Genomic DNA, 26,977 nt, shown 5'->3' on the forward strand with positions numbered 1-26,977 from the left:
CCTTGGTGAAGGTCTGCCCCATCTTGGCGCCCTTCGTTTCGCCGTAGCAAAACGTCGGGATGCCAACGATGTCCTTATAGGTCCGGAGCTTGAGCCCCTCGTCGCTTCCGACGCTCGAAAGCGCCAGCATGCCGGCGGCCGTCGCCGCCAGAGCACCGCCCCACATCGACTTCTTGGCCAAGCGGCTCATGCGTCGCCTCCCGTCGGGAGGTGCTTCTGAGCGACCAGGCGAGCGCCGGCGGCGCCGATGGTCACGACGGCCGCGAGGGCCGCGAAGGACCCGCGCGGGAGCGGCGGGTCACTGGCCAGGACGCCGATCGCCACCTCCCCCGCTGAGAGGAGGGTCGCGACCACGGACAAGCGAAGGCTCCAAGCGTGGCGAAGGACCGCCCGCCAGTCGTGTCTGAGTTTCATTGGATGGCTCCGAGCATAAAAAAAGCCCGCTCGAGGCGGGCCATGCGGACAGGTTTCAGGCGGACGGATCAGCCGGAGATGAAGGTCTTGTAGGCGACGATGATGTCTGTCTTGCTCGCGCAAGGCGTCCCGGCGGCGTTCGTGAAGATGTAGCCGAGGTTGGTGGCGTCGAAGCCGGAGAGACGATGTCCGACCGCACCGGCGGAGCCGCCGCTGTGGATGTGGATCTCCGAATAAACCGGCATCTGACCCGCGCCGTGCGGCCAGAAGGCCATCCCGTTCGCGTCCGTGGTGACGGTCGTGAGGCCCTCGGAGAGCTTGCCGAAGACCTTGCCGGTGGCGCGGCCGTTCGTGATCGGGAAGCCGCTGTACGGAGCCGAGACCGCATCCGCCCGACGCCAGGAATTGACGTCGATCCGGCCGCCGCCGCTGCCGACCAGGCCGACGGCACCGCCGCCGGATCCGCCCCAGCTTCCTTCGATGTACCGCTCGATCTCGACGTTCGCGAACGACGCAGTGGCGGCCGCGTGGCTGTTGCGGGCGTTGTTCGACCAGTAGGCCCCGATCTCGAGGAGCGAGTTCGGGGCGTTGTTGTCGATGCCGTTCGAGTTGTAGGTCTTGGGCGATCCGTAGTTTTCGACCAGGTTTCCGCGGAAAATGAAGCCCGCAGCCGTGCCGAGTGCAGTAATCGCGCTGGCGCCGTTGTCGTTGTAGATCTTGTGGAACGACCCGTTATTCAGTGTTCCGGCGATGCTCGGGATGCCGCCACCGTCGAAGCGATCGATGAGCACGGTCGAGCGCGGGGCGAAGGCGAACACGTCGCCGACCGACAGGCCGTCGCAGCGCATGATGTGCAGGGCGAAGTGAGCCTGCAGCATGTATTCGAGGACCGGGTCCGCCTTCGGGAAGCCGTAGCCGCCCGTCCAGAACGGCCAGAAGTGGGCCATCTTCACGTACACGCTGTCGAGCGCGCACTTGATCTGGATGCCGACGTCGAAGACCTGGCCTTTCACCCGGTCGATGACGACCTGGTTGCCGACGTTGCGGTCGATCCGGAGGAAGTTCTTCGAGCGCAGGCACTCGACGCCGAGGATGTTCGCCGACGTCTGCGTGAGACTGATGTCGAAGTCGTGCGGGTTGGGGGTCCAGGCGAAGCCGTCCACCGCGGTCGGCTGCGGCCGGACGATGAGGAAGTCCTCGAGGTCCGCCCTGTCGAAAGTATTCGTGTCGAAGGCCAGGCAGTTGATGCCGATCGCCGCGTGGTCGAAGTGGAAGCCCGTGTAATTGCCGAGGGCGTTCGGGTTCGCGTTGTTCTTCATCAGGTGGCCGCCGCGGCCCTTGATCCGGGTCCAACCGGTCGCGGTGAGCGTCGACGTCGTCCGGATCTTCATGCCGTCGGGGATGAGAAGCTGGATGCCGTGGGCGCTCGCGTAGGTGATCTCGTTCTGCGCCGCGGTCGTGTCGTCGCTGGTGCCGTTGCCCGTGATCGACTTGCGGTCGCCGAAGAACGCGAACTGGCGGAGCTTCTTCACCAGCGGGATCGCCAGAGCGCCAGGCTCGTCGGTCTGTGTGAAGGTGTCGCTCGCGACGCCGCCCGGCGGGAGCTCACCGCCACCATCGACGGGCGTCACGTCGCCGCCGATCCCGCTGTACGTGAACAGGATCAGGGAGGTGCCGAACTGCGTCGGGCTGGTGGTGAGGAAAAACTCCTTGCTGCCGTAGAGCGTCCCCTCGGTGATGACGACGCCGGTCCCCTCGACCACGTCAGCCGGTCCGTCGAAATCGAGCGAGCGCGTCCAGGGCCCCGACGAAGCGTCGTAGATGCCGTTCTCGGAAGCGGCGGTCTGCTTCCAGACCAGGACGCGTTCGCCCTCTCCCGGGGTGTAGCCGTCATGGGCCGTCAGGCCGGAGAGCGGGACGTTGGCGGTCGTTGCGCAACGCGCAGGCGCCTTCCGGCCGAGGGCGTCGGAGACCCCGGCGTAACGGTCGATGATCGTAGACATGAGAAGGCAGCACCAATGAAAAAGGCCGCCCGGTGAGGGGCGGCCTTGGGGGAGAGACGAGACGTCGGCGGAGTGCCGGCGATTACTGGAAGGGGTTCACCGTGGGGGTCGTCACGGTCGGTTCACCGATGCCGCCGGGGCGGATCGGGGTTCGGGGCGGTGGTGCCTCCGGACGGGTGCCCGGCTTGATCGAGACGCGGCGCTTGTCCGGCTTCCTCACGCGATCGCCGCCGAGCTCGTACCCGTCCATGGTCGCGTCGATGGCCAGGTCGTGGATGTCCGCGTCGCTGCCGTCCTTCACCAGCGCCTTCTGCGCCTGTAGCCAGAGCCGGGCGACGGCCTCGGTCGGCAGGACCTTGGCGGTGGCGTAGCGGGTCGCGAGCTCGCCCGCGATTTCAGGGCTCTTCGCCTTGAGGACGTTGAACTGGTCGGGGATCGAGAGGAGCTTCCGGCCGGCGTAGCCCTTGGTCTCCGACATCGTCAGCGCGTTCTGCATCTCCATCGCCTGCAGCTCGCGCAGGCTGTCGATCGCATCCCGGCGCTGCGTCGGCGTCAGCTTGATCGGGGTGCCGTCCTCGAACGTCTTCACCGTGTCGGCGGTGAGGTCCTTGATGAGCCCGCCGATCTGCTGCGCCGCGAGCGCGCCGCGGGCGATCGGGTGGAGCCGGCGGTCCTCGGCCTTGAACGCCGCCTTGCCGTCCTCGCCGGATGCACCCTGGAAGAGCGTCACGTAGGCCCGCTGCGGCGCCGGGAGCTTGCCGAGATAGTCGTAGGCCTCGCGGTCCTTGCCCACCTTGGTCATCTTGCTGAACGTGTTGTTCGCTTGGGCGTAGTGGCCGGTCTGCGCCGCCGCGTTGTCCCAAAATTCCTTGGTGGTCTCCGACGACCGGTCCGCGCCCTTGATCCAGCGTTTCAGGAACATCGTGTCCTGCCAGCTCGCATCCGGGGCGTTCGGATCCGCGGCGTTCGTGGCGGCGACCAGGTTGCGGCCGAGCGTGCCGAACTGCGAGCCGATCGCGTAATCGACCTTGATGGGGGACACGCCGATCGCCTTGCCGATCAGCTTCGCCAGGCCGGAGGTCTTGTCCGTGAACTCGAGCTCGGGGTGCTCCTTGTTCTGGTCCTTCTCTGCAACGATGTCCCGGCCGGTGAAGAACGAGCGGTTTAGCGCGAGCTCCTGATAGGTCTTGGCGAGCGGGATATTGGTCAGGGGGTTCGGCGGCTGGATGACCTCCCGCATGCCCTTGATCGCCCATTCGGCCGCCCGCGGATCGCCAGTCTCCACGTGCAGGCCGAGCATCTCGCCGAGGTTAAAGCCCATCGCGAGCTCAAAGGGTTTCGGGATGACCAGGGTCGAGTTGGCGGAGAAGCCGAAGGGCTCCCCGGGGATGATGAGGTGCGAGGCGCGGAGCTCCGGCGAGGCGTCCTGGTGCGCCCGATACTGCGAGGCCCAGAGCCCGTAACCGAAGCCGAGAGCGCCACCGACGCCGGCCATTTTGACCAAGGTCGGGATCGCGTTGCGGAGCGCGGCCGCGTCGTTCTCGGAGACGATGTCCCCCATCGCGGCGCGGTACAGCGGCTCGAGGGCGGTGCGCCGGAACTTGTCGAGGCCCTGGACGTGGGCGTTGAAGAACGGGACCAGCGCGCGGAGGTACATCGTGCCCGAGCCGTGCCGCCCGAAATCCATGAGGTCGGTCGACTGGCCGGCCGCCTCGATCATCGCATCGTACTGCGAGAGGCCCTGCTTGATCTTCTGTTCGTAGACGCTCCGGAAGACCGAGAGACGGGTCGCGCTCTCGGAGGATCCACCGATCTCAGCGAAGGCCTTGAAGGCGCTGACCGCGTTGCCGTGCTGCAGGTCCGCCAGGCCGCCGACCTTCTGGACAAGCCAGCCCTTCCGAGCGAGCGCGTTGATGTCGCCCTGGATCGCATCCGACAGGCCGGCCGCGCCGGCGCCAGGCGAGACGCCGCCGGCGTAGGCGTACATCTGCGCCCACTGGTCCTGCTGCAGCTCGGATTTGATCCCGCGGAAGCCGGAGACAAAGGGGATGTAATCGGTGCGCAGGATGCCGACGGCGAACTGATCGCGGACGAAGTTGGAGAGGATGAAGGTCGGGTCCGCCGTGATGCCGGAGCGCGTCACGCCGGAGGCGTAAGCCACCATCTTGAGCGCAATGTCCTGGCCAACCGGAGGCAGGCCGGCGACCGCCTCGTAAATGCCGAGGCCCTCCGACTTCGCCGAGAGGCGCACGGCCCGCATCTGGCCGCCCTCTTTGTAGAAGACGATCGGCTCGCTGCGCTTGCCCGTGGGCTCGGCGCGGAAGATCGAAGCCATGATCGGGTCATCCCCGAACACGTCGGTCAGGGCGCCCGTCAGGATGGCCGTGTCATCGTTCGTCATGCCGTTCTGCTTGGCGGCCGCGCGGACGACTTCCTCGAGGTCGAACTTCTTCCCGACGAGCTGCGTGGCCGGGATCTCCTCGACCAGGCGCCCGGCGCCGAGGCCTCCGGCGTCCTTCACCTGGCGCGAGAGCGAGACCAGCGACTTGATGATGTCGTTGTGCTGCAGGGTCCGGTTGACCAGGAACGCCTGCGTCATCAGGCTTTGGGTCGGCGGGATCACGTCCCGGTCCGATCCCTTGATCTTCTTGATGGTGTCGACAGTCCCGGGCCCGTCCGTCGTGCTCGAGCTCGAGCCTCCGCCGGGCTTGTCGTCCATGTGCCGGAAGAGCGGCACGTAGAACGTCTCCTTGGTCAGGTTGTCGAAGACCTCGCGGGTAATGAGCCCGCCCTCGAACTGCTTGCGCAGGAGCTCGCGCGTGAACCCATGCACCTGGTCGGCGCCCTCCCGGAACTTCGGGTTCGCGGCTTCGGCCTCGGCGATCGCCGCCTTGACCTTCTCCTTGGACATCGCGACCGGCCGGTTCGGCATCTCGCCGGCGTCGAAGCGGTCGTACAGGACCTCCGCGCGACGCATCACCATGTAATCGTCGAAGGCCTTCACGGCCGTCTCATTCCAGCGCCCGAGCGCGCCAGGCGCGCCGGTGGCGGTGGCGATCGCGTCATGCAGGGACGGCCCCTCCGGCACGGTGCCGCGGTACGGGCGAACGCCGTGCATCATGTCCTGAATGGCGGCTTGCTGCGCACGGCCGAACTGCCGGAGGAGCATCTCCGGGTTGGCCGATCCCTCGAGCGTCACCCGCTTGCCGGTGGCCACGTAGATCGAGCGCGCCATCTCGCGGACGGCTTTGCTCACGTCCGTCTTGTCGTCGGCGAGGTTCTCGTAGATCCGCGACATCACCATGCGGATGGTCGAGACAACGCCATCCTTCCGGATCGAGTTGAGGATGCCTTCACGCTCGGCCGGCCGGACGATCGCGGCGGCCTGCTGCGCACCGGTACCGTCCTCGTAGGCGCGGAACGTGATGGCGGCCTCGTCGAGCTTCGCCAGGATCGCCGGCGCCTCCTTGGCCATCAGCGCGCGGAACGCCGCGTTGAAGCCCGGGGCGCTGGCGTTGAGGGTCGCGGGGTTCGTCATCCCGAGGCGGATCCACTCGGAGAAGCCCTCGCTCGCATCGCCGCGCTGCGGCTCATAATCGAGCGGCCCGAGCTCGTGCGTGAACTTCTGGACCAGGTCCTTGAGCGGTTGGCCGATGTGCTTCTCGAGCGCGTGCCCGGCCTCGTGCGCGACGGTCTCGAAATCCGCCACGTTGCGGACGCGGACCACGTCCTGCCCGGTGTCGTACTGCCCGAGGGCGGTCTTGCCGCCCCGGATCCGGCCGCCGCGCAACGGGAAATCGAGCGCGTCGGCGAGGTTCTGCGCCTGCTGCTGCAGGGAGATGAGGGGTTCTAGTTCAGCCTCGGAAGCACTGCCTCGCCCGCCTGCATCGCCGCGATCGCCCGCGCTTCCAACGTCTGCCCCCGGCGGTCGAGCTCCTGGTCCCCCTGGCTCGCCGACTGCATCGCCCGCCCCATCGCCAGGGCCGCGGCGGAGCTGTAGGCCATCGGTCCCGGCACCGTCTGAGGTGTCGCCGGCGGCTCGCCTGAATTGGAGACCGTTTTGCCCTTCGCTGACATTCTTCGTTCCCTTCTGCGCCGCGAACGCCATCAGCTCCGGCACCGAGACCGGCGCCATGCCGAGGTCGAGACCACCGTCGGCCGAGACCTTCTTCGCCTCTGCCGCGTAGGCCTTGAGACGCTCCGCAACCACGGGCGCGCCGGCGGCGCGGCGGCCCTTCGTGTCGTAGAACATCCGCATGAAGTCTTCGACCATGGGGTCGAGGCGGTCGAACGCATCCTGTTGAGAGAGGAACGTGTCGAGCTTCTGCCCCTTCGCGCGCAGGTCCGCCGTGCGGGTGACGGCCTCGAGGAGCGCCGGCGTCACGTCCATGTCTGGACGAACCAGGCCTGACTTGATGTCCGAGCGCAGCTTCGCCCATTCGGGCGCGGCCGCCACCAGGGCGTTGCTCAAGCTCTTCGCGTCGTCGGTCGTCGCCTCGGCGATGCGCGCGAGCACGCCGCTGTTGTCATAGGCCCGGGCCAGGATGGCGTTCCGGATCCGGGTGAGGCCCTCGCTCGAGAGCTCGCCACCGCCGGCGATCATCGAGCCGTGCTCAGTCGACGGGAGCGACCGCACGAAGGCCTTGCGGAAGTCGAGGTTCGCCAGGGCGCCGAGGTCATCCGGATTGCGGATGAGGTCGAGCATCTCGGGGGTGATGAGGCGCGCGTCGGCGAGCCCGCGCTCGGCGGCCGACATCGAGAGCGTCGCGGCCTGGTTGGCTTCCATGCCGAAGGCGCCACGCTCTTCGGTTGACATAGAAGTCAACCGCTGGCGGACGAGAACTGGCTCCTGGAAGCCGGACAAGTCCACGCCCTGCTTTTCGAGCCAGGCCCGGTAGCGAGCCGCGGCCTCGCCGCCCTGGTCGTAAACGCGGCGGATCGCGAGCACTCGTCCATTGCCGCTCTCGACCATCGCGTCGGGCCCGACGATCGGCGCGCCGCGATCGGCCTCCGCCGAGTAGCCGAGCCGCTCGGGGTCGAGCTGCGTGGCGATGTCTCGGATCTGCGCCTGGCTGGCGGCGCGATCGCGCTGCCGCGGCTGGACCGCCTGGTCGAAACCGCCATCCGCGGACGTCACCAGGTCGCGAGCCTCGATGACGACGGCCTCGACCTCGATGGAGCGTCCGGCGGCCGTGCTAACCTTGTGCGCTGGAATACCTGGAACGGCCGCGCCGATCAGCGGCGGTCCATTGCGTGTCAGGGTCTCAGACCCTATAGAAGAAGCGGAGGTGATCCCCGTGAAATTCTGTGTGTTCGAAGGCAAGTCGGCGGTCTGGATGCCCGGCGAGGCTTGGGTCTGCGCCGATGGCGCCTGGTCGGAGGCGGACAGCGTCGAGGTCGGCAACGGATCGCGCGTCGTGTCCGAGGCCGCTTGGAGAGCCAAGTTCTCGGATGTCCCTCCCCTGCCGAAAAGCGCCTTCCAGTCGTCGGAGAGCGAAGCCAGCGCGTCCGAGTAGAGCGCCTGCATCTTGGCTTCGATGGCGTCCCGCTCCGGACCCTTCGGCATCGAGCGAGCCTGCGTGTAGAGCTTGTGCCCGCCCTGGCTCTTCGTCTTGAGGAGCGTCGGCTCCCAGACCTGAATTTCGCCGATTGAGCCGTCTTCAAACCGCACCAGGACCTTGCGGTCGGCGTAGCCCACGGGCGTCATCGCCCATCCCTCGTCGATCACGTCGAAGCTCTTCGCGAGCTCGGCGACCACCGCGTCGGCCTGCGCCGGCGTCGTGGGCTTGAAGCCACCGCGAACGACGTCCGTCACGTGGCCGGCGTCAGGGTATCCCTTCCGCGAGACCTTCTCGAAAACGGTCTCCTCGAGCTTGTTCGGGCCGATCTTGCCTTCCGAGCCCGTGGCTTTCGCCACCGCCTTGATGGCGCTCGCGAGCGTCTTCTTGTTCGCCTCCGCGCGGGCCATCAGCTCGGGCACGGTCTTGAGCGGGTTCTCCGCCTTCCAGGCCTCGAGGCGCCCCTCCGGGTCGTCTGCAGGAGCCGGGCGGGTCGGTGCCTCGGGTGCGACGGCGCCATCGGCGGCGAGCGCGGCCTCGATCGCCGGCGCGAGCTCGGGGTCGACCTGGTCGAGGACCTGGCGGACCTCCGGGTTGAGCTCTGGCGCCGGTGCTGCGGTACCGTCGATGGTTCCGCGCGGAGCCTCGAGGCGGTCAATAAGGTCTTGGTGGTAGATCCCATTGCCGTCGTTGGTGATGCCGTTCGCGATGTCATCCTTGAGGGACTGGATTACGCCGTCGCGGTCGAGGCCCTCGCCCTTCCCCCATTCGAGGGCCTGGCTCGCGGCCTCGTCGAGCTGCCCATCCTGGTAAGAGCTCCGGGTCTTGAGCTCGAGCGCCTGCGGGTTCGCCGGGAGGACGACCTTTCCGGCGGCCATGTCCCGGGCGAGCTCTGCCGCCATCTGCTGACGTTCGGCCCAAGCGGCGCCGTCGTTGATCCCGGAGGCGCGAAACTCCGCATCCTTCTGCAGCATCGACATGTAGGCGATGCTGGTGCGGACCTGTTCATCAGACATGCCGGCGAGCTGCTCTGCCGTGTAGCCGCGATCGACCATCGCTCTACGCATGCCATCCGGTCCCGGATCGCCGGTCTCTCCGAGCGAGACTGCCGGGACTTCTCCGGCCTTGGCCTTTGCCTCCTCGGCCTGTGCTCGAGCCTCCCTGGCGGCGACCTCACGCGCCGGCGAGGGTTGCTCGCTCAACGCCTGTTCTCTGGCGACGGCCTCGGCCTCGAGCTGCTGCGCACGGAGCGCTTCGCCTGACACAACGGCCGTTTCGTTAACCGATCCGGCTTCCGGCTTAACGGAAGCGGCCTCCGGACCTGACACAACGGCCGGATCCGCGGCGACGGCCTGCTCTGGCAGGGTGACGGCGAGCTCACCTTCGACCGCGCCACCGGGGCGCATCGAGGGATCCTCGGCCGCGAGCTCCTCGCTGTTGCGAGCCTCGGCCGCGCGCTTGGCGTCGTTGGCCTGCATCAGGGCGACATCGGCCGCCGCGTCCTTCGGCTTGGCGCCACGCGCGACAAGGGCGGAGACGACCTCGCCGGCGCTGTGCATCACGCCACCGATGAGCACGCCGCCGGCGACGGCGCCGACGACTTCGCCGGGGCTGTAGCCGTCGCGAGCGCCGGTCTTGTTCTCGAGGGCCTGGACGGCCGGATTGACGGCGCCCTGGACCACGCCCTGCGTCGCGCCGGCGCCGCCGATGCGGGCCGCCAGGTTCGAGAAGCCGTCGGTGAAGACGCGGGCCGCGCCCTTGCCGATGACGCTCTCCGATAGGCTCGTGAGGCCTGGCAGTCGGTTGATGAAGCTCTCGGGAGAGGCGAGCGAACCGCCGAGCGAACCGGCCAGAGCGGACATGCCCTCGAGCGGTCCCTCGAACCCGCGCATGGTCTCCTGTCGCGCCAGGTCCTCGCGGATGGTCTCGAGGCGCTTGCCCGCCATGGGGCTCGCCGGGATCGTGCCGACGATGTTCCCGAACTCGTCGGTCGCCTCGCCACCGCCGACGGCGTCGCGCTGCAGCACGGGCATATTGCCGGCACCGAGCAACGTCCCGCGGGCGTAGCTCTCGACCGCATCCAGGCGGGCGCGCTCGAGGTTCGAGACCTCGCCAATCGACGGGTCCGCCTTGAGCCTTTCCGCGAACGGATTGACCTCTGCCTCGCGCACGGGCGCGGGCGCCGCGGGCTGTGCGCCTGCGTCGAGAACGTCGTCTGCCATGCGGTGGGAAGGTCCTCGACGAGGCACGCGAACGCATCCGCTGGAGGTGCGGGGTCGCGCAGGTCAAATTGTCAGGGGATGGCGCCGCGAAGTGATCGCCGGCCGTAGGCTAGCTATTGGTGGGGAAACGCCCGTCGGGTCAAGCCAGAGCTTGACAGGCTAGGGTCTAACACCCTCACTGCTGCAAGAGCAGATCAGGACGCTGGCCATGACGCCCCAAGAGTATCGCGACGCGCTCGAGGCTCTCGGCCTCAGTCAGCGAAAGGCCGCCAAGTTGCTAGGCGTGAACGAGAAGACGTCGAGGGATTGGGCGGATCTTCGCCGCCCGCCTGTCGCGCCGAACGCCCCCCCGCCACAAAGCAAGCCGCCGGGTCCGCCGGGGCCTGCCGCGCATTTTCTCCGATACCTGATCGCGACCGGCGCCACGCCTGCGCAGGTCTTTGACGCACTCGGGATTGAGGACTGACGATGACGCCAGATTTCATGCGCGCACTCGACCTGGCCAGGGAGGCGCACGCGAAGCAGGTCGACAAGATCGGGCGCCCCTACGTGGAGCACCTCGAGCGCGTAGGCAAAGCCACCATGCAGAAGGTCGCCCACGTCGGGCATCTCCTCTCGGACGGGGAGATTTCGGCGATCGCGTGCGCCGCGGTCCTGCATGACATCGTCGAGGACACGCCGTTGCGCCTGACCACGGTCCGCGCGCTCTACGGCGACGAGATCGCCGACATGGTCGGCCTGGTCACGAAGCGGCCGGGGGAGGTCTACAGCGCCGCGATCGGGCGCCTGGTGGTCAGCGAGAACCTCGGGGCGATCCTGATTAAGCTCTCGGACCTCGAGGACAATATGGACCCGTTCCGCCGGGCCTCGCTGCCGGAGGAGGAGCGGCCGGTCCCGGAGAAGTACCGCCTCGCCCACTACCGGCTGGCGAAGGCCGCGAACCTGCTCGGCTATGCCGTCCCTGCCCACACGGTCACGACGCCTTGACCAGTTGGGGTCTCCGCTTCGCGCACTGGCTGATGAAGCACAGCCTCGCGGCCGAGGATGTCGAGCTAGAGATCCTGTGTCGGGACGCCTACACCGCGCACCGGGTTCGGCTCGCGATGGCCTCAGACCTCGACCAGGCGGTCACGATGCCCGCGCCCCACTTGGGCGAGGGCGAGTTCATGGTCGCGGGCGTTCGGGGGCGGGTGCTTTACCGGCGGTGATGGCGAGGATCTTGGCGGCCGTGCCGGGACCATAGGTCTCGTCGAACATCGGGCCGAGCTCGGGCTTGCCCTTGAGCATCTTGATTGCCTCGGGATCCGGCGTCGGGAAGGTCTTCGGCTTCGGCGTCGTGTCGATCGGCTGGCCATACTCGTCGAGCGTGCCAAGGCCGAGCTGCTCGAGCACCGAGCTCGTCGCGCGATCGGCGCCGGCGTTCTTCTGCGCTTCGTCCATCGCCCGCATATCCTCGCGGGTCGGGACCTCGTTACGCGCCAGCTTCTTGAGGATGCTTCCGGCCACCGCGGCCGTCTCCTTGTCCGCGTGGCCCTCGCGAAGGACCTGCTGCCAGGCCTGCGTCGCCGCCTCCTCGTCGCCGCCGAACGCCGTCTTGAGCTGCTCGATGGTGGCCTGCAGCGTCTCCTTGAGCTCGCGGGCGTCGCCGCCCTTCCGCGCCAGGTCGATCGGCCGCCAGAGGGTTTGCGCCTCGGTGCGGGTCAGGTTGAGGCGCGCATCCTCGGGGATCTTGAGCTGATCGAACGCGATGCGGCGAGCCTTCAAGATCGGCTGATAGCTCTCCGGCATATCGAGGGTGGCGCCCTGCTTGTCCTGGTCCACGCCGAGCATCTTGTCCGCGGCGGCCGCCGGGTCAGCCTGGCGCTCCTTGCGGATGGCATCGGCCTGCTTCTCCGCCTGGCTGAAATACTTCTGCCCGCTGTCGAAGCCTTTGACGCCGTCCTCGGGCTTGAGGGTGCCGAGCCGGGCGCGGATCTCCTCAAGGGGGATCTGGTCCCAATCGGCCGTTTCCTGGTGGTAGCGCGTGGCCTGCGCACGGTTGATCGTGAAGGCCTCCGCGGCCGCCGGTCCAAGCGCGCTCTCGACCCGCTCCGGGGTGAGCTCCGCCACCGGCTTACCGGAGGTGATGATGGACCCCTCGTCGTCGCGAAGAAGGCTCTTCACGGTCGCGGCTTCGTTCGCCTGCGCCTGCTGCGCCTTGCGATCCTGCTGCACGAGCTCGCGCGTCGCGCCGTCGGCAACCCGGGTCTTCTGCTCGGGCGACAGGAAGGTCGCCACGCCTGGTCCGGCCTTGGCCGCCATGCGCGCGTAATCGAGCACGCCGGAGCCGTTCGCATCCTTGGCGTTGGCGCCGTTCTTGAGGGCGTTCTCCGCCCCCTTGGCTCCGCCGAGGTGCATCATCGAGTAGATGCCCTCGCGCGTGATCGGCACGCCCTGCACGGTCGTTCCGATGAACTTGTCGAGGCCGCGGCTCTGGATCTGCCCGTCATAGTACGTCTGCGACTGCAGGAAGGTCGCGCGCTGCGCCTCCGGGCTCTCGCGGAAGTCGTCGAGGGTCTTCACGCCGGGGAAGCCCGGGATGGTGAAGGTGCCGGACCACTTGCCCGGGGCGCCCTTCGGGTCGGTCGACCAGGTCTGCAGGTTCTCGTTGGCGCCGGGCTTATACATCCCGAGCGTGGTCAGGAGCGGCGCGCCCATCTGATAGAGGCCGGTGTAGCCGAGCGAGTTCACGACGCGCGGATTGCCGGAGCTTTCCTTCTGGATCAGGGCGCCTTCCCATCCGCCGCGCACGGCAGCGAGACGGGCAACCGGGCTCATCTTCTCGATGGCCGAAACCGCGTAGCTCTCGCCCCACGACTTGCGCTGCCGAGCGCCTTCCTCGGCGGTGATGTAACCTTCCTTCTCGAGGCCAGTGATGATGTCCTGGCCGGTCTTGATGTATTCGCCCTTCTTCGCCTCGTCGCTGTCCTCGATGGCGGTCTGTTTCAGCGTGTTGAGCTGCTCGAAGGCGGCCGCCTTCTTCGTGTCGGTCTGCAGCTTGAACGCGCGATCCTTGGCGACGAGCTCGGTGCCAGTGACCGTCGGCCGGTTGCTCTCGAGGAACAGGGCGCGCCTGGTCGGATCCTGGATGCGGTTCGCCGCGGCCTCGAGGTCGGCTTGCGCGCCGGCCGCGTGGGTCTCCTGCAGCTTCTCAGCGTCGGTGGCGTCGGAGATTTCAGAGCGGCGCTTGGCGTTCGCCGTGAGGAGGTCGGCGCGGGCCTGCGCGTCCTCGAGGGTCCGGCCCTCGTACTTCTCTTTCTCGTAGAGCCCGGCGCCGGCGGACGCGATCGCGTTGCCCGCGCGCATGATCCCCTCGGCGCCCTTCTCGGCGCCGCGGCCGATCGCGGTCACGTCATAGGAGGCGATCTGACGGCCCGAGTTGTAATTGCTCGGGACGCCGAGATCCTCGGCAGTCGGAAGACGAGGCATGTGCGTTTATCCGAATGTCTTGGCGAGACCGCCGAAGGCGGACCCGATGCCGCCGATGATCGTGCCGGTAGCTGCAGCCTTGGCGCCCTGGACCTTGGCCGCGCCCGTCATGCGGTCGCCTTCGGCCTGCATCTCGAGGCCGCGGGCTTTGTCCTCGCCTTGGAACAAGGCGGCCAGCGCATTGTATTCACCCTGACCTGCGATGCTTTCGCCGAGCGCGACGGCGGTCCCGTCGGTGGTGGCGCCACCGTCTGCGGCGGTCCGAGCTTGGAGCGTCGATTGAGTGAGGGCGGTCTTCTTCTGCTGATCCATGGCGGATCGCTGCGAGGCGGCGCGGGACTGCTGCGCAGCCTGCTCCTCCTGCCTCGCCTTGTATTCGAGCTGGTCCCGCTCGGCCGCGGCGGCCTGCTTCTGCGCGTTCGCGCTGGCGATCGTCCCCACGAAAGAAACGAGGGTACCGATGACGGCTAAGGCGGCCATTAGACTTGCTCCCAGAGATAGACGCCGGGCGCTGCGTCCGACCGAAACCCCAGCCGCTCGAGCCAGCGCGGGGCCGCTTCGACGTCGTCTGCAGCGATGGCGACGATCCGGCGGACGCCTCGTCGCTTGGCATCGGCCAGCCCGGCTCGAACCGCTTTGTGAATGGTGATGGGCCAGCGCTTCACGGCGCTGTGGCCCTCGAGGAAGGCGACGACCGTCAGGTCGGGCAGGTACGCCAGGCCGCCGATCGCCACGAGCTCGCCGTCGACCCGGGCCGACATGGCGCGGATGCGGGTGAGCGGCGGACCGCCGAGCATGCGCTCGCAGTCTTCCGACGTGGTCGGGACAATTTCGATCATCGCGGTGAGCGTCAGCCGTTCGTTTCGACTTTGACGCTGCAGGCCATGACGGTCGCCGGCCGAGGAGCTGCAGCCTTGAGGCACAGACGTTCGTCGGTGTTCCAGTCGCCTGGCACCTCGATCATCTGTTCGTCGTAGCTCTCGTTGACCGCCTCGAGGTCGATCTCGCCGCCGTTCTCAGTCCACGGCAGGTCGTCGAGCGTCTCGTAGGTTGAGCCGTACTGCAGGCCTTGGGCGTGCGTGTTGGCCAGGATCAATCCGACCTCGACCACGCGCTTGATCTGGTTGAGGGCCGTGCCGCCCTGCGCCGCATAGGCGAGCTTGGCGGACTTGAACCGACCCTCGTACGGCAGACCCACGCAGGCGACCGTGACGGCCTCCGGGAGGGTCACGGCGCCGCCCTGGACCGTGAAGGTGCCGAGGTCCTTGCTGTTGCCCCAGGCGCAGACGGTGCGCCCCTCGAGGTGTCCAAGGCCCGTGATCGTGGCGGTGGCCGGGCCCGAGTAAAGCTTGTGGCAATCCGCGATCCGGTTGAACTCGCCGCCGCGCGCCTGGTCCTGGCGGGCGAAGCGCTCGCGCATCCGGATCTGCTGCCCGTTCACCTGGCGGCGGACGGTGTAATAGACCCGGTCCTCGACCAGGCCCGGCAGCACGCAGACGTCCTCGACGAACCCGTCGGTCTCGACCCGCCACCAGGCCTCGACCTCGTCGCGCGGTTCGAACGTCAGGACCGCGACGGTGCCGTCGGCACGCAGGCAGTGGATGCGCGTGTCGGGTTGGCGCTGCACGGCCAGGCGCACGATCGGGTTATTGAGGAACAGGTCCGGATGGAGCCTATTCATGTTGCTCGGCTCGTAGTCCTGCGAGTTCACGTCGTAGGCGAGCTGGTAGAGCTTCTGGCCGCTCTTCTGGACGAACAGGCCGCGCTTATCGACCTTCACGGCAGAGACGCGCGCCGAGCCTTGGGTCGAGCAATCCTTGATCGTGACGCCGCCGGCGGGCGTGATCGGCGCATCGAGTGCCGAGCTGCGCACCGAAATCTCGGAGCCTTCCGATCCGAGGATCAGGCGCGTGAGCGGCAGCATCCAGTTGATGATGGCCACCGGGCCATAACCGACGCTGCGTGAAATCGCCGAGGCATCGCCGACGGTGGAGCCGTCGAGGGTCCTGGCGAAGGACCCGTAGCTGTCCGAGACCGAGGTCCAGAAGCGATCGCGGCCGGCGAAGCACAGACGGCCATCCGAGAGGCCGACGGCGTCCGGCCATCCGAGGTCCGAGCTCCACTCGCCGAAATACCAATCCTTGGTGTTGGTGAAGGACGAGAACGGCTGCAGGACCTTGGCGCGGACGGTCGAGCCGTTGAGCACCTCGTAGATCCGCGCGACGCCGGTACGGCCGGCGCCGTTGTAGGACATGCGGATGTCCGCCTTGCCGCTCTCGTATTCGAGGAAGCCGATGCGGTACCAGCACACCGAGTTGTCGAGGCCGTCGTTCAGGAAGACCTGCGCCGTGTTGAGCACCGCGGCGGTGCCAAAGGCGACGGTCGTGAAACCCGTGAACTCCGAGCTCAACGAGCGCTGCAGCGCCCATGTCCCCTGAAACGTGCCCTCGATGGCGTAGAAGAACTGGCGAGTAACGCCGACGCCGCTGACGCGGATCGCAGGGCAAAAACTCTGCTCGCCGGCGACCGGATACTGCAGGTTATAGCCGGGAGTGAAGGCGGAGAAGAGCGCGCCGACGTGGTTGAGGTTGAAGATATTCGTCTTCGCCGCGATGGTGATATTCCCGACGCCGAAGCTTGTCGGGTTGCTGCAACTGACCGACGTTTCTTTGGCCGGGAAGGCCTGTAAGGGGCCGTCATCGGGGGTAAATTCGACGAGCGACCAGGAGTTATTCGAGCGGCGCTCGACCCGGCGCGGCTTCTGCCCCTTGCAGGTCAGGAAGACGACGTCGCCGGATTGCTCCGAGCGCACCAGCGGGAGGTCCCCTTCGCCCCATGGCGTGCCAATGACCAGGTCGCCGGCGCCGTCCTCGAGCACGCATCCGTAGACCTTGCAGACGCCGGGCGTGGTGTTCTCGAATTGGATCGCGCACCCGGAGGCCGGCACCGAGAAGGTGAGGGAGTGCTCGCCGATCCCGAGGGTGGTCTCGCGGAAAATCTCGTCGCGGCCGTCGTTGGGCCCGACCCGGAAAATCACGGGCTGCTGGAAGACCCGGATCCGGAATGAATGGAGCATGTCGCCGGCGGCCGGGATGAACGGCGCCGTCGCTCGCACCACTTCGCCGATCGCATTGCAGTCGAGCGACATCTCACCGAGGGCGACGGTGACTTGCCCATTCGCCGTGACGGTCTTCTGCCACTTCGTCGTGTCGTCCATCGGGCCGGCGAGGAAGGTCGACCCGGTCGGGGTCCGCCGAAGCGGGACCTCGCCGACGATGATCCGCATCGCGTTGTTGGTGAGCTCGAGCGCGGCCGTGTCCTTCGTCGAGAAGATGAAGGGCACGTCGTAGGAGCGCAGGTTCCCGTTGGTCCCGCCGAGGTAGATCGTGCCGGGGCGGAACGACATCGGGCCCACGAGCTGCGGCACCCAATTAACGACCTCCTCAGCACTGAGGCGGAGGCGATCGATGTCGACGCGGCCGAGGGCCAGCTTGCCGATTTCGCCGCGGTTGAAGGCCTGCAGCGGCGCGTTCATCCGACCCATCAGGCGGCGTCCTCAACGGCGTAGGCCCAGGCGAGGGAGAGGTCGACTTCCTCCTCGGTGAAGTTGAGGACGGGGCGCAGGCGCATGAGCTCCTTGCGACGCACCGTGTTCGCGTATTCGAAGCGCTCCCACGCGATCGCGCCGATAACCGAGCCGCTGTTACGGGCGGCCATCACGCGGGCCTGGACGTCAGCGAAGCGGCCGTTCTCGATCAGCCCGACGCGCCAGTCCGAGAGGCTCGGCGGCAGGCGCTCGAGCTCGTAGGGGGTGAAGGTAGCAGCGGCCGCGTCGAACGTCGTGCGCTCGAACAGCTTATGGACGCCGTCCGGACCACCGTCGGGAATGGAAGGGTCGACGCCGAGGATCTCGATGAGCTGATGGCCGGCGGGGAAGAGGCAGGACGCGTTCCGGTAGATCGCCTGGACGCGGCCGTCAGGCGAGACCGTGGCCTTGACGCCCTCGTCGGTGAAGCTGCCGACCTCCCCGTAGACGTAGCCGTACCAGTCCTGCCCATCGGAGACGCGACGCGCGAAGGCGGCCCCCTCCGGATAGCCGTCGGGAACGACCTCGGGGCGGTAAAGCTCCCATAGGCCGTGATCTAAGACTGTATTGAACATCAGTTGCCGTAACCGATAGTAATGTAGCTTCCCTGGTCATTGAGAAGCTGCAGGTAGCGAAACCGGCCTACGGTCACGTATCCGCCCGATGCGGCGAAGCCGGACATGAGCCCGCCCGCGAAGGGCTCGCCGCCGCCCGGGTAGCTCGCCGCCATCTGGTTGGCAGTGTAATCGCCGGAATACATCCAGCGCCCGCCCTTGATGGGCACGCCGGTAAGCTGCGCCTGGCGCTGGTTCGCGTACGCCGCGCACCGGGCCTCGATGCGATCGTGGACGAAGCCTTCCGCCCACTCGGCGGACCAGAAACGGCCGCCGTTGGTGAAGCGGAAAAGCTTGGTCCCGCCCGTGGTCGAGATCTCGAGTTCATTCTGCGCATTGAGCGCAATGACTTTCAGGCCGACACCTGCATAGTTGAAGGCCCAGCCCGGGTAAGTATACGAGAGCGTTTGAGCGGCCGTGAAGGTGTTGGCCGTACTGCGGTTGGCCTTGTCCGCGATCGCGGCGGTAAAGGCCGAGGTGCCGACCTTGTCCTGCAGAACCGCCGCGATCGTCGTGCTGTCGATCGAGCTTGCGGAGATGTCGGAGCCGGTGAGGGTGACTGCCGGCCCGGTCTTGGTGTTAACACTTGTTAACCCGCCGGTACCGCCAGCCGGAGCCGCGTAGAGCGCCGTCCCGTCGGTGTCGAAGCCGATGACGAACTTGCCCGCACCAGGTGCGCCGGTCTTGATGCCGCCGAGCGCACCGGCCGTGGCCGCTGGCAGGGTGTAGCTGGCGCCACCGGGACCGCCGAGGCTGGTGAACGGCACATCGATCTGCGTGCCGTTATTGCTGATGATCCACTTGAGGTCGGCGAGCTGCAGGAAGACTTCGCCATCGAGGAGTGTCGACGGGCGATAGCCAGCCGTCCGCGACCGGCGGAACCGGAATTTCGTGACGCTTTCGGTAGTCATGGATCAGCCTTCCACGCCGCCATCGATGACGACGTCGATGTCGACGACGACGCTTCCGCCGTTGCCGCCACCATTGCCGGAGCTCGGCGGCGTCACGCCTGAGACGAGGCCTCCGCTGCCCGAGGATCCGCCCTCACCGCGAAGGGCCTGGCCACGACGGGCCATGACCCACGATCCCGTGGGCGGTACCGCCGGCGGCTTGTTGAGGGCGTCGTTGGCGTTGGCGCGCTTCCGAGCTGTGATCTCCTCCTTGAGGAGCCTTTGCTCGAGTGCGTCCGATCCCGTGATGCGCAGGCAGCACTTCTGCGCCAGGCGGATCGCCAGGTAATCGGCGAAGCTCGGCGACCACTTCGACATATCGAGGCCGTGCGCCGGCGCGACCGAGACGTACCGCGCGAAGAGCGGCTTCACGTCGGTCCACCAGTATCCGCCCTCGTCCGTGAACTCGTCGCGGAGCGGGGACTTGAAGCGGGCGTCGACGCAGAGCTCGACCGTCTTGAGCCAGTCGTCGGGCTTGGCGTAGGCATAGCCGTACCCGAAGGCCGGCGAGACGCTCTCGCTCGGTACCAGGACCACGGACCTGGTCGCGAACCCCCATGGGGCCTGCTCGAGCGCGTAGCGGATGGCGGGCGCCCATGCCTGGTCGAGGCGGCGCTTGCTATCCCGGTTCTCCGACAAGCTCGCGAGCTCGCGGGATCCGAGGTGCCCGAGGGCCTCGTTGTAGATTGCGAGCTTGTCGGCGGCCATGACTTACCGGCCGGTCTTGCGGGCGGCTGCGATCTCTCGCTTGGCCGCGGCTTCGCTGGCGAGGCCGGCCTTGATGACCTGGCCGTCGGCGACGCGGATCACGCGCCATTGCTCCTGCGCGCCGGCGAACTCGTGCCGGTAGTCCTCGGCGGGAGCCTCTTCGGTCTCGTCGCGCTCGACGCGCTCGAGGTCGGCTCCACCGAACGGGGCGACGACCACGGAGATGCGATCGGCCTTGCGGACCATGAGCTGCAGGAAGCGGGAGTAATCGTCCCACAGGCATTCGATGATGTCGCCGGCGCGGACGGTGCCGGCCACGTTCACGAAGAACGTCGGGTTGAGCAGCTCGTCGACGGTCGTTCCGACCTCGAGATTGCAGCGGTGGACGTTGCGCGCATGCTCGGCGAGCTTGAAGCGCGGGCTTGTCATTTGGCGGCCCATGCTGGCCCTCCGGGGTGCGTGAAATGAGAAAGGGCGGCCCCGTAGGACCGCCCCTCATGGCGTTCAGGCGGTGAGGCCTGATTAACCTGCGTTGGTGACGGTCAGCGCGGTACCGTCGGTCAGATCCGAAGCGCCGGCGGCCGTGATCGAAGCGACCTGGTGGGTGGTGATGACGTTCGGGGTGACACCGGTCTGCATGACGCGGACGATGTCGCCGCGCTTCATGCCGAGGTCCTTGGCGTTGCTGATGTAGCCCGAGGCCGCAACGACCGAAGCCGCGTCGGCGCTCGTGTAGGCCCACTCGGCGGAGCCCTGGTTGCCGATGTCCTGGTGCCGCTGGGTCGGTGGGTTGAGCTTGGAATAGGCCATGGTGGGCCCTCCTGGGGTTGAGAAGCTGGAATAGGTGAAGGGGCCGCCTCGAGGCCAGGTACTAGCGCCCGGCCTCGAGGGGAGGGTCGATCAAGCCAAGATCAAGTGACGATCAAGGCAGGATCAACGGCAGGTTAGCCGATGGCGGAACCGTCGTGCGGGAAGGACAGGATGCCCTTGTTCTGCAGGACAGCGGAGCCCATGAAGATCGAGCTGCGGGCGAACGAGTAATCGTCCTCCTCGTTGTAGCCAGCGACGATCTTGGCTTCGGTCATGTTGGCGACGTGGCCGACGGCAGCGCGGTGGTAGATGAAGCACTTCTCGTTGGCCGTGCCGGCGCCCGGCAGGCGGTTCGAGAAGATCCAGTTGATGCCGTTCCAGCGCAGGACCTTGCGGACGGGGCCGACGAGCGGCTTGTCCTCGACCCAATCATGGGAGTTGAACTCCTTGATCTGGTAGAGCTCCGCACGGAACGCGAGCGTCGCGAGGGCGAACATGTTGGTGTCATCGTCGACGTCGACGTCCTGACGACCGAGCTTGGCGACGAGGTTCTGGACGAGGGCGAGGGTAGCCGCGCCGCCGGTGCCGGAGTTGGTCGCCAGGTTCAGAGCGGCGATGATGTCATCGTCGATCTTGCGGTTCATCACCTTGCGGGTGGACATCTGCATCTTCGCGCGGCCATCGCCCTGCGAAGCGAACATGTTGAACCCGGTCTTGCGGGGCTTGTCGTGCCACTCCTGCAGCGTGATCGGGACCTGGGTCTCGTTGTCAGCGCGGGCAGGGATGAGGCCGTTCACGCCACGGGTCACGGCGGAAGCGCCACCGCTATCGACGATGTCGAAAACGGCCTGGTTGCCCTTGGTCTGTGCGTCGTTGGTGACGGCGGTCGAGAGCTGAGACATGCCCTGCTCGAAACCGGCGATGAACTCGTCGCGGTACTGGACGGAATAAGAGGTGTCAGCCATCGAGGGCTTCTCCTGTTTGGAAAGCCTCCGACACGATTGTCCGGTCGACACGCCACAGATCCCCAGCGCCCGGCGCGGAGGCCTGGCGGGGCTTACGGATCGCGCTTTGGCGGGGTTCTCCGGCGGGTGCCGGAAACGAAAAAGCCGCCCGGCGAGGGGCGGCTAAAGGGGATGCGATCTAGGACGCGAGGTCAGGGCCGGGCGGTCTCGAACCACCAACCGATCGCGAGGCTCTTAACCCAAGAGCTTCGGCACCTGACGCCATTCGGAAAGCGGGGCGGCCGTACTATCGGCGCTCGCCCCGCCTTAGTGATCTGACACGGAACGCCCGTCGGCTCAACAGTCGAGCCGGCACGGTTTACCGGGCCGCAACCTTGGTCTTGGCGGTGATGAGCTCGCGATAGCGGGCCTGCATCGCCTGGGCCTGCGGTCCCTTGTTGTAGGCGCTGTGGGGGTCTCCCATCATCGCCCGCATGCCGGCGAGCTCCTCGTCGACGGCCTTGACCGGGTTCGAGGTGCCGGCCGGGACCACGGTCGCCATCGGGTTGATCTCTCGCGAGGTGCGAGCGAGCCACTGCAGCAAGGCCGGGTCGTCGCCGAGGCGGCGGCCGTCGGAGCTGCGGCCACCGAGAAGGCGGTCCGCCATGCCATCGGGTGCGGTCGCCAGGAAGTTCTGGACGGCTCCGATGTTGCGGCGGAAGTCGGCGCCCCAAACCTGGCGGAGGCTGTCCTCGCTCTCGGCCTTGAAGGTGCTGTCGCTCTCGGCCTGCTGGCCTGCGACCTCCTCCTGCATCTGGGCGTACCACTCGCCGCCCTGCTGCACCTGGTCAGGGGTCCAGTTGTTGGCGTGGGCAAAGCTCTTGAAGCTGTCGAGCGCGGGCTTGTCGATCTCGCCGAACACGTAGCCGTTCGATGGCTTGATCTCGTAGGCCTCGGGCTTCTCGGGGATGCCAGCTTCCTTGCGGAAGGCGGCGAGCTGCTCGGGGGTCGCGTCCTTCGGGAGCGTCGGCTTCACGCCGGCGGCCTTCTCCTCGGCGGCCTTGAGCGCGGCCGCCATGGCGAGCGGGCTGTCGAACTTCTCGAGCTTCTTCAGCTCCTCGGCGTTCTCGCCGGCGATCTTCTGACGCCAGTCGTCCGGCCAGCTGGCAGCTGCGGGCTTGGCCGGGTCGGCGGCCGGAGGCGTCACAGGAGCGCCAGGGGCGGCCGCGGGCGGTGTCACGGCATCAGCGGCCGGCGGAACGACCGGAGGCGTGCCAGCGGGCGGCGTTGCGGCCGGAGGGGCTGAAACGACAACGGCCGCCTCAGGGGCGGCCGCGGTGGCGGGGGTGGTGTCTTCGGCCGGCGGGGAGCCGGCGAGTGTGTCGGTGCTCATGTGCTCTCGCTCTTTGGCAGTTTGGCTACGTCGAAGTTGAGCAAGCGGACGAGCTGCTGCCCGACGAATTGCTTGCCCGAGGCGAAGGCGGTCGCCCGGTCCCCCTCGGCGCCGCCCGGCCGGAACGGCAGGTCATAGGTCGCGGCGACGGTGTGGATGATGAAGTCGAGGGCGCGCTTCTGCTGCCCCTCGGAGGCGTTGCCCGCCGCGAGGTTCTTCAGCGCGTAGACGTCGGCCGGCTCGAACGGGACCAGGTGCCAGGGCTCTTTGGCCGGGGCGATCGGCTTGCGGCTCATGCGTCGCGGTCCTGGTGGTGGATGAAGCCGAGCGCGTGCCTGGTGCGGCGCATCAGCGGCGTGCCGTCGGCATCGAGCAGGCCGCTATCGGACCACTCGCTGCGGTCCTCGAACACGGTGAGGTCCGGCACTATGGCGGTTCCGCCATAGGGGTCGGACACGACGACGGCCTGCGCCGCATCGAGGCGGCGCGTGACGCGGTGGTACGTCGTGGTCATGGATCAGACCGGCGCGGCCTGGACGCCAGCCAGGCCGGCAGCTTGCGGCACCAGGCCGGCGACCTGCAGCCTCGAGGCCGCATCGCCAACCATGCCGGCAGTCTGTGCCGCGGCGCCGATCTGCGCCGCCGCGTCCTGCATCTGCTTCTCCTGCGCAGCCTGGCCGCGGACCTTCTGCGCGACCTCGTCGGCAACGATCCACTTGGCCGGGATCTGCGCGCCATCGAGGGCGTCACGGAACGCGGTCCGGATGTCGATTTCAACGGCCGACTGCGGATCGATCTGAGCGGCCATGGCGAGGAGCTGTCCGGCCTCCTGGAAGGCGACCGCCTTGTCGCGGGACTGCGCGGCCTGCAGCGGACTTTCGAAGGTCCACTTCATCTCTTGCCCTTGGAGCTCGTCGGGCATGTCGGAGAGGTTGCCGAACGCGCCGTTCTCGAGCGCCAGGTTCCACGTCTCCTCGACGAGGGCGCCGTTGTATTCGAGCTCCATCGGCTCGAAGAGCGGGAGCGCAGCGCGCATGTATTCCTCGACCCTGACCCGGGTCTCGGTGGCGGTCATGTCCCCTTCGGTCTGGGGCATGTTGAGCTGGTCGAGGTAGAACGCCCGCTTGATGAGGTTCTCGTAGCGGTCGGCCATGTCGACGCCGAACGCGAGCTGCCCCTTGCCCTCGGCGCCGAGCACCCGGAGGGCCTCGCCGGTGCGTTCGTCATAGTCCGCGTCGACCCACGTCAGGCCGCCCGCATAGGTGTTGATCCCGCCTTGGACCATGTCGCCGGCGGCGATCATCGGCGGGTTCACGGCTTTCTCGCCGGCCTCGATGAGGGTCAGCGTGATGCGCTGCAGGAGCCGAGCGTCAGCCAGGCCGACGACGGTGGCGGGGCTGTGCGCGTACTGCGAGCCCGAGACCGTGGCCCAGCGCGGGATGATGAAGGGCGAGCGCTTGAGCGGCGTCTCCTCGAGGATCGTGTCGTGAACCGTGTCCACGTAGATCGAGAGGAACGGGAAGCGCGCGGCCTTGCGGGCGGCCTCCGTGTTCGTGAAGTCGTACTCATCCGCCGGGATGATGATCCGCCGAATTTCGATGAGCTGGTTCGGGTTCTTCTGGCAGAGCTCGGCCAGCTTCGGGTCATGGGTCTTGGGGAACAGCTTCATCACCGAGCGCGCCGGCAGCTTCCAGCGCAGATGCACGGTGTCGATCTGACCGAGCGCGTTCTCGCACCAGACGACGTCGCGAAGGTGCCAGGTCCGGTAGAGGAGCCCGTTGCGATCGCCGTTGACCTCGACCGTGATGGCGGCCTGACCGAAGGCGGCGAAGTCGCCATCCGCCTCCTTGGTGGCGCGGGTGAACATGGCGGTGCGGTCGTACATGATGCGCCGCATCGTGTTGCACTTGGCCTCCATCCAGGCCTTCGCCGCGGTGTTGTTGGCGATCTCCTCGCGCTCGACGGTGGCGCTGAACCACTTCTTCCCGCGCGGGCGCAGCATGGCGGCGAACTGGTCGGTGAGCTCGCGGTGAGCGAGCACGGGCGCGCCGGTCATCAGGTGCGCGGCGAACTCCTCGCCTGGTGTGCGCGTCCGCGTGAACTCCGCCCTGATGGGGTGGAAGTTGTCGCCGATCTCCTGCCACAAGGACAGCAGAGGGCTACGCTCGGCGAACAGGGCATCGCCCTGTCCGACAAGCTCGCGGACGCGAGTTTTCATGGTGGTTAGATCCGTGGTCCGTCGGTGGTGGGGTCGACCACGGGCTCGGGGAAGAGGCCGTAAATGCTCTCCGCCGCTTCCATGTAGCTGACCTTGTGGTGGTCGAACGGCCCGAGCTCACGCACGACGCGGCCCTTGGGCCCGTCCCACGCGGCGCGGAGCGTGAACGTGTTCGTCAGGTCGTCGCGCCAGTGACCGACGGTCAGGTTGTCGATGACGTGACCGCGGTGAGCCGCGATCCCGTATGTGTTCGCGACGACTTGGTCGAGCCAGGTCATTACTGGCCGCCCAAGGTCTTGTTGGCGTAATCGTCCGACTGCACGTTGATGCTGCCCGACATGGCGTTGCCGGCGCCGATCGTGCCGCCGCCGAGGGTGGCGCCCTGCGGTCCCGACATGATGGTCGAGGCGCGGCCGCCGCGAGCGGCGATGTCCGACATCTGGCGACGCTTGGCGGCGAGGACCGCGGGATCCTGGTCGTCAGGCATCGGCGCCGGTGGCTTCACTTGGGGAGGGGGCGGGTTCTTACCGCCGCCGAATAGTCCGCCCATGTCATCGTCTCCTTACGGCCTGGTGGCCCATGTTGGCAGTTGATTGCCGGCCGCTTCCGCGCCTGGCCTTGGCGCGCTTTGCAGCGCGATCGCCCTCCGAGAATAGCATCACGACGACGTCGCCCTTGCCGGGCGATCGGCCGATGCGTTCACGGATCTCGTCCTTGCTCTGCATCAGGATCCCCTTCTGCGTGAGCTTCCAGCGCACCGCGGCGAGGTCGGCCTTGATCTCGTTGCCGGGAGGCAGGGCGACGATGGAGCCGCCCTCCTGGTCGGGGTTGAGGGCCTCTCGCAGTCGCCAGTGAGCCATCGCGCGCTTGTTCGCGAACTTGAGCTTCGCGGCGTCGTTCGTGACCTCGATGGTGCCGTCACCGCCCTTGAAGGCGATGGCCTCGATGTCGTTGTCCTTGAGGCGCATCGTGATCGCGCCGCCGTAGCCGCCACCGCCGTCGACGATGACGGGGCAGGCATCACGGCGGAAGGCGACGACCTGGCCGGCCATCGCGGATCCGTCGGCCGTCTCCTTGCCCTTGACCGTCTTGAACTCGGAGACCCATCCGCCGTAGCGGGCGGCCATCTCCTGCGCATCGGCGCCACCGCCGGCGGGATCGACCGCGAGGGCCGTCATCGCGAGGCCGCGGCGGCCGTCCTCGTTCCACCGGTCCTGTGCTGCGATGATCCAATCCGTGGGGATCAGTTGCATCGCGTCGTCGCGGATTTCGGCCTGGAAGTTTCCGTCGCGGTAGGCCGCCCGCAGCTCGGCGGGGAGCGCGTCCAGCGAGGCCTGGTAGTTCGTCCCTGACAGGAACGGGTTGTCGGAGAGCTTGGCCTGAATGAAGGTCCGCGACCTGGCGTAGGTCTCGCGGCCGCCGATCATGTGCGGCCCGCGGCCCTCGACCTCGACCTCCTCGCCCTTCTCGTCGCTCGTGTACCAGCGCAGCGCCCCGAACGGCGTCGGGTACTTCGGATGGTTCTTATCGAGCCAGGCGCCCCAATACTCGAGGACCCATAGGCCCTCTGGCGTGGTCGGCGGGTTGCCTGCGCAGACTACGCGGCATCGCTGGCCTGGCTTACTCGAGCGGTTCCAGGTGGTGATGAACTTGTATTGCGACTTCGTGAAATCCGGGATCTCGTCGAAGCCGTAGAAATCCTTGGCCCTGCCCTTGTAGCGCTCCTTGTCTTGCTCGAACTGGCATCCGCCGAACCGGACCTGCGCGCCCGTGTCGAGCTTGAGGATCTTGTCCGTCCCGTTGTAGCCGGCCGCGTGGTCGCCGGCGAACTCCTGCGCTTCCTTGGCGAGCTCCTTGGCGTCGTCGTTCACGCGCCGGAGGATGAGGCTGTCGGTGTGCTCGTTGAGCGCCAGGCCGAGGAGGAGGCCCGACTTACCGCCGCCGGCCTGGCCGCCGTAATAGAGCTCGTCCGCCTCGCAGAAGTAGGCCTCGGTCTGAGGGCCCGGGTTCGGGACCATCAGGAGCGACCTGGTCGCCTCGAGGGCGTCAGCGGTCACGGCTTCCCGATCAGCGTCCGGCAAAGCGCCGA

The 26,977-nt window shown here is 67.5% G+C and carries 23 protein-coding genes; 2 read left to right on the top strand and 21 right to left on the bottom strand.

The genetic code is table 11. The annotated features are described in order from the left end of the window. From ACFE7U_RS04295 to ACFE7U_RS04310, 4 genes are all read right to left on the bottom strand, one after another. The coding region (locus ACFE7U_RS04295) for a glycoside hydrolase family protein (protein ID WP_375408498.1) at positions 1–190 on the bottom strand (190 nt) is incomplete at its 3' end. Beyond that, positions 187–414, bottom strand: coding sequence for a hypothetical protein (locus ACFE7U_RS04300; RefSeq protein ID WP_375408499.1), 228 nt, complete (start codon positions 412–414; stop codon positions 187–189). The genes ACFE7U_RS04295 and ACFE7U_RS04300, both read right to left, overlap by 4 nt. Before the next feature lie 68 nt (positions 415–482). Further along, entirely contained in the window at positions 483–2,417 is a 1,935-nt protein-coding gene (locus ACFE7U_RS04305; RefSeq protein ID WP_375408500.1) for a hypothetical protein, read from the bottom strand. Between the two features lie 82 nt (positions 2,418–2,499). Then, positions 2,500–10,197 carry an LPD38 domain-containing protein gene (locus ACFE7U_RS04310; RefSeq protein WP_375408501.1) on the bottom strand — a complete coding sequence of 2,566 codons (7,698 nt, stop codon included), beginning with the start codon at positions 10,195–10,197 and terminating at the stop codon, positions 2,500–2,502. Between the two features lie 468 nt (positions 10,198–10,665). On the opposite strand from ACFE7U_RS04310, the gene ACFE7U_RS04315 reads away from it, so the two are divergent. Both ACFE7U_RS04315 and ACFE7U_RS04320 read left to right on the top strand, forming a co-directional pair. After that, positions 10,666–11,184 (top strand): HD domain-containing protein, encoded by a 519-nt coding sequence (locus tag ACFE7U_RS04315; protein WP_375408502.1) that lies wholly within the window; start codon positions 10,666–10,668, stop codon positions 11,182–11,184. Beyond that, a complete protein-coding gene (locus ACFE7U_RS04320) occupies positions 11,181–11,405 on the top strand; it encodes a hypothetical protein (RefSeq protein ID WP_375408503.1) in 225 nt (74 codons plus the stop codon). The genes ACFE7U_RS04315 and ACFE7U_RS04320 overlap by 4 nt, the downstream gene beginning before the upstream one ends. Here the strand turns inward: ACFE7U_RS04320 and ACFE7U_RS04325 are convergent. The 17 genes from ACFE7U_RS04325 to ACFE7U_RS04405 all read right to left on the bottom strand — a co-directional run bounded on the left by ACFE7U_RS04325 (position 11,362) and on the right by ACFE7U_RS04405 (position 26,945). Beyond that, a complete protein-coding gene (locus ACFE7U_RS04325) occupies positions 11,362–13,665 on the bottom strand; it encodes a hypothetical protein (RefSeq protein WP_375408504.1) in 2,304 nt (767 codons plus the stop codon). The genes ACFE7U_RS04320 and ACFE7U_RS04325 overlap by 44 nt on opposite strands. 6 nt (positions 13,666–13,671) lie before the next feature. Beyond that, positions 13,672–14,145 (bottom strand): hypothetical protein, encoded by a 474-nt coding sequence (locus ACFE7U_RS04330; RefSeq protein ID WP_375408505.1) that lies wholly within the window; start codon positions 14,143–14,145, stop codon positions 13,672–13,674. Further along, positions 14,145–14,462, bottom strand: coding sequence for a hypothetical protein (locus ACFE7U_RS04335; protein WP_375408506.1), 318 nt, complete (start codon positions 14,460–14,462; stop codon positions 14,145–14,147). Before ACFE7U_RS04335 ends, ACFE7U_RS04330 begins: the two co-directional genes overlap by 1 nt. Positions 14,463–14,515: 53 nt before the next feature. Continuing rightward, positions 14,516–17,209 (bottom strand): hypothetical protein, encoded by a 2,694-nt coding sequence (locus tag ACFE7U_RS04340; protein WP_375408507.1) that lies wholly within the window; start codon positions 17,207–17,209, stop codon positions 14,516–14,518. Beyond that, positions 17,209–17,826 (bottom strand): hypothetical protein, encoded by a 618-nt coding sequence (locus tag ACFE7U_RS04345; protein WP_375408508.1) that lies wholly within the window; start codon positions 17,824–17,826, stop codon positions 17,209–17,211. Before ACFE7U_RS04345 ends, ACFE7U_RS04340 begins: the two co-directional genes overlap by 1 nt. Beyond that, positions 17,826–18,776 (bottom strand): hypothetical protein, encoded by a 951-nt coding sequence (locus ACFE7U_RS04350; RefSeq protein ID WP_375408509.1) that lies wholly within the window; start codon positions 18,774–18,776, stop codon positions 17,826–17,828. Before ACFE7U_RS04350 ends, ACFE7U_RS04345 begins: the two co-directional genes overlap by 1 nt. A gap of 3 nt (positions 18,777–18,779) precedes the next feature. After that, positions 18,780–19,523, bottom strand: a complete 744-nt coding sequence (locus ACFE7U_RS04355) for a hypothetical protein (RefSeq protein ID WP_375408510.1) — start codon at positions 19,521–19,523, stop codon at positions 18,780–18,782. Positions 19,524–19,526: 3 nt separating this feature from the next. Continuing rightward, positions 19,527–19,964: a hypothetical protein gene (locus ACFE7U_RS04360; protein ID WP_375408511.1), complete on the bottom strand. Its 438-nt coding sequence runs from the start codon at positions 19,962–19,964 to the stop codon at positions 19,527–19,529. A gap of 81 nt (positions 19,965–20,045) precedes the next feature. Further along, positions 20,046–20,333, bottom strand: a complete 288-nt coding sequence (locus ACFE7U_RS04365; protein WP_375408512.1) for a hypothetical protein — start codon at positions 20,331–20,333, stop codon at positions 20,046–20,048. A 134-nt stretch (positions 20,334–20,467) separates the two neighbouring features. Beyond that, on the bottom strand, positions 20,468–21,298 hold the full coding sequence (locus tag ACFE7U_RS04370) for a phage capsid protein (RefSeq protein WP_375408513.1): 831 nt from the start codon (positions 21,296–21,298) through the stop codon (positions 20,468–20,470). Positions 21,299–21,656: 358 nt separating this feature from the next. Continuing rightward, positions 21,657–22,670 (bottom strand): hypothetical protein, encoded by a 1,014-nt coding sequence (locus tag ACFE7U_RS04375; protein ID WP_375408514.1) that lies wholly within the window; start codon positions 22,668–22,670, stop codon positions 21,657–21,659. Further along, complete coding sequence (locus tag ACFE7U_RS04380) at positions 22,667–22,966, bottom strand: hypothetical protein (protein WP_375408515.1); 300 nt, start codon at positions 22,964–22,966, stop codon at positions 22,667–22,669. Before ACFE7U_RS04380 ends, ACFE7U_RS04375 begins: the two co-directional genes overlap by 4 nt. Continuing rightward, the gene (locus ACFE7U_RS04385; protein WP_375408516.1) at positions 22,963–23,184 is read right to left on the bottom strand and encodes a hypothetical protein; all 222 of its coding nucleotides are present in this window, start codon (positions 23,182–23,184) and stop codon (positions 22,963–22,965) included. The genes ACFE7U_RS04380 and ACFE7U_RS04385 overlap by 4 nt, the downstream gene beginning before the upstream one ends. Positions 23,185–23,187: 3 nt before the next feature. Then, positions 23,188–24,888 carry a portal protein gene (locus ACFE7U_RS04390; protein WP_375408517.1) on the bottom strand — a complete coding sequence of 567 codons (1,701 nt, stop codon included), beginning with the start codon at positions 24,886–24,888 and terminating at the stop codon, positions 23,188–23,190. A 5-nt stretch (positions 24,889–24,893) separates the two neighbouring features. Continuing rightward, positions 24,894–25,166 (bottom strand): hypothetical protein, encoded by a 273-nt coding sequence (locus ACFE7U_RS04395; protein ID WP_375408518.1) that lies wholly within the window; start codon positions 25,164–25,166, stop codon positions 24,894–24,896. Then, positions 25,166–25,438 (bottom strand): hypothetical protein, encoded by a 273-nt coding sequence (locus tag ACFE7U_RS04400; RefSeq protein WP_375408519.1) that lies wholly within the window; start codon positions 25,436–25,438, stop codon positions 25,166–25,168. The genes ACFE7U_RS04395 and ACFE7U_RS04400 overlap by 1 nt, the downstream gene beginning before the upstream one ends. A gap of 1 nt (position 25,439) precedes the next feature. Beyond that, on the bottom strand, positions 25,440–26,945 hold the full coding sequence (locus ACFE7U_RS04405; protein ID WP_375408520.1) for a terminase: 1,506 nt from the start codon (positions 26,943–26,945) through the stop codon (positions 25,440–25,442). Between the last annotated feature and the right edge of the window lie 32 nt (positions 26,946–26,977).

The organism is uncultured Methylobacterium sp., from assembly GCF_964251405.1.
Taxonomy (GTDB): Bacteria; Pseudomonadota; Alphaproteobacteria; order Rhizobiales; family Beijerinckiaceae; genus Methylobacterium.

What these genes read in the sequence shown, in the direction of transcription:
- ACFE7U_RS04300 (WP_375408499.1), bottom strand. Translation starts at nt 414, where the DNA reads ATGAAACTCAGACACGACTGGCGGGCGGTCCTTCGCCACGCTTGGAGC.
- ACFE7U_RS04305 (WP_375408500.1), bottom strand. Translation starts at nt 2,417, where the DNA reads ATGTCTACGATCATCGACCGTTACGCCGGGGTCTCCGACGCCCTCGGC.
- ACFE7U_RS04310 (WP_375408501.1), bottom strand. Translation starts at nt 10,197, where the DNA reads ATGGCAGACGACGTTCTCGACGCAGGCGCACAGCCCGCGGCGCCCGCG.
- ACFE7U_RS04315 (WP_375408502.1), top strand. Translation starts at nt 10,666, where the DNA reads ATGACGCCAGATTTCATGCGCGCACTCGACCTGGCCAGGGAGGCGCAC.
- ACFE7U_RS04325 (WP_375408504.1), bottom strand. Translation starts at nt 13,665, where the DNA reads ATGCCTCGTCTTCCGACTGCCGAGGATCTCGGCGTCCCGAGCAATTAC.
- ACFE7U_RS04330 (WP_375408505.1), bottom strand. Translation starts at nt 14,145, where the DNA reads ATGGCCGCCTTAGCCGTCATCGGTACCCTCGTTTCTTTCGTGGGGACG.
- ACFE7U_RS04335 (WP_375408506.1), bottom strand. Translation starts at nt 14,462, where the DNA reads ATGCTCGGCGGTCCGCCGCTCACCCGCATCCGCGCCATGTCGGCCCGG.
- ACFE7U_RS04340 (WP_375408507.1), bottom strand. Translation starts at nt 17,209, where the DNA reads ATGGGTCGGATGAACGCGCCGCTGCAGGCCTTCAACCGCGGCGAAATC.
- ACFE7U_RS04345 (WP_375408508.1), bottom strand. Translation starts at nt 17,826, where the DNA reads ATGTTCAATACAGTCTTAGATCACGGCCTATGGGAGCTTTACCGCCCC.
- ACFE7U_RS04350 (WP_375408509.1), bottom strand. Translation starts at nt 18,776, where the DNA reads ATGACTACCGAAAGCGTCACGAAATTCCGGTTCCGCCGGTCGCGGACG.
- ACFE7U_RS04355 (WP_375408510.1), bottom strand. Translation starts at nt 19,523, where the DNA reads ATGGCCGCCGACAAGCTCGCAATCTACAACGAGGCCCTCGGGCACCTC.
- ACFE7U_RS04360 (WP_375408511.1), bottom strand. Translation starts at nt 19,964, where the DNA reads ATGGGCCGCCAAATGACAAGCCCGCGCTTCAAGCTCGCCGAGCATGCG.
- ACFE7U_RS04365 (WP_375408512.1), bottom strand. Translation starts at nt 20,333, where the DNA reads ATGGCCTATTCCAAGCTCAACCCACCGACCCAGCGGCACCAGGACATC.
- ACFE7U_RS04370 (WP_375408513.1), bottom strand. Translation starts at nt 21,298, where the DNA reads ATGGCTGACACCTCTTATTCCGTCCAGTACCGCGACGAGTTCATCGCC.
- ACFE7U_RS04375 (WP_375408514.1), bottom strand. Translation starts at nt 22,670, where the DNA reads ATGAGCACCGACACACTCGCCGGCTCCCCGCCGGCCGAAGACACCACC.
- ACFE7U_RS04380 (WP_375408515.1), bottom strand. Translation starts at nt 22,966, where the DNA reads ATGAGCCGCAAGCCGATCGCCCCGGCCAAAGAGCCCTGGCACCTGGTC.
- ACFE7U_RS04385 (WP_375408516.1), bottom strand. Translation starts at nt 23,184, where the DNA reads ATGACCACGACGTACCACCGCGTCACGCGCCGCCTCGATGCGGCGCAG.
- ACFE7U_RS04390 (WP_375408517.1), bottom strand. Translation starts at nt 24,888, where the DNA reads ATGAAAACTCGCGTCCGCGAGCTTGTCGGACAGGGCGATGCCCTGTTC.
- ACFE7U_RS04395 (WP_375408518.1), bottom strand. Translation starts at nt 25,166, where the DNA reads ATGACCTGGCTCGACCAAGTCGTCGCGAACACATACGGGATCGCGGCT.
- ACFE7U_RS04400 (WP_375408519.1), bottom strand. Translation starts at nt 25,438, where the DNA reads ATGGGCGGACTATTCGGCGGCGGTAAGAACCCGCCCCCTCCCCAAGTG.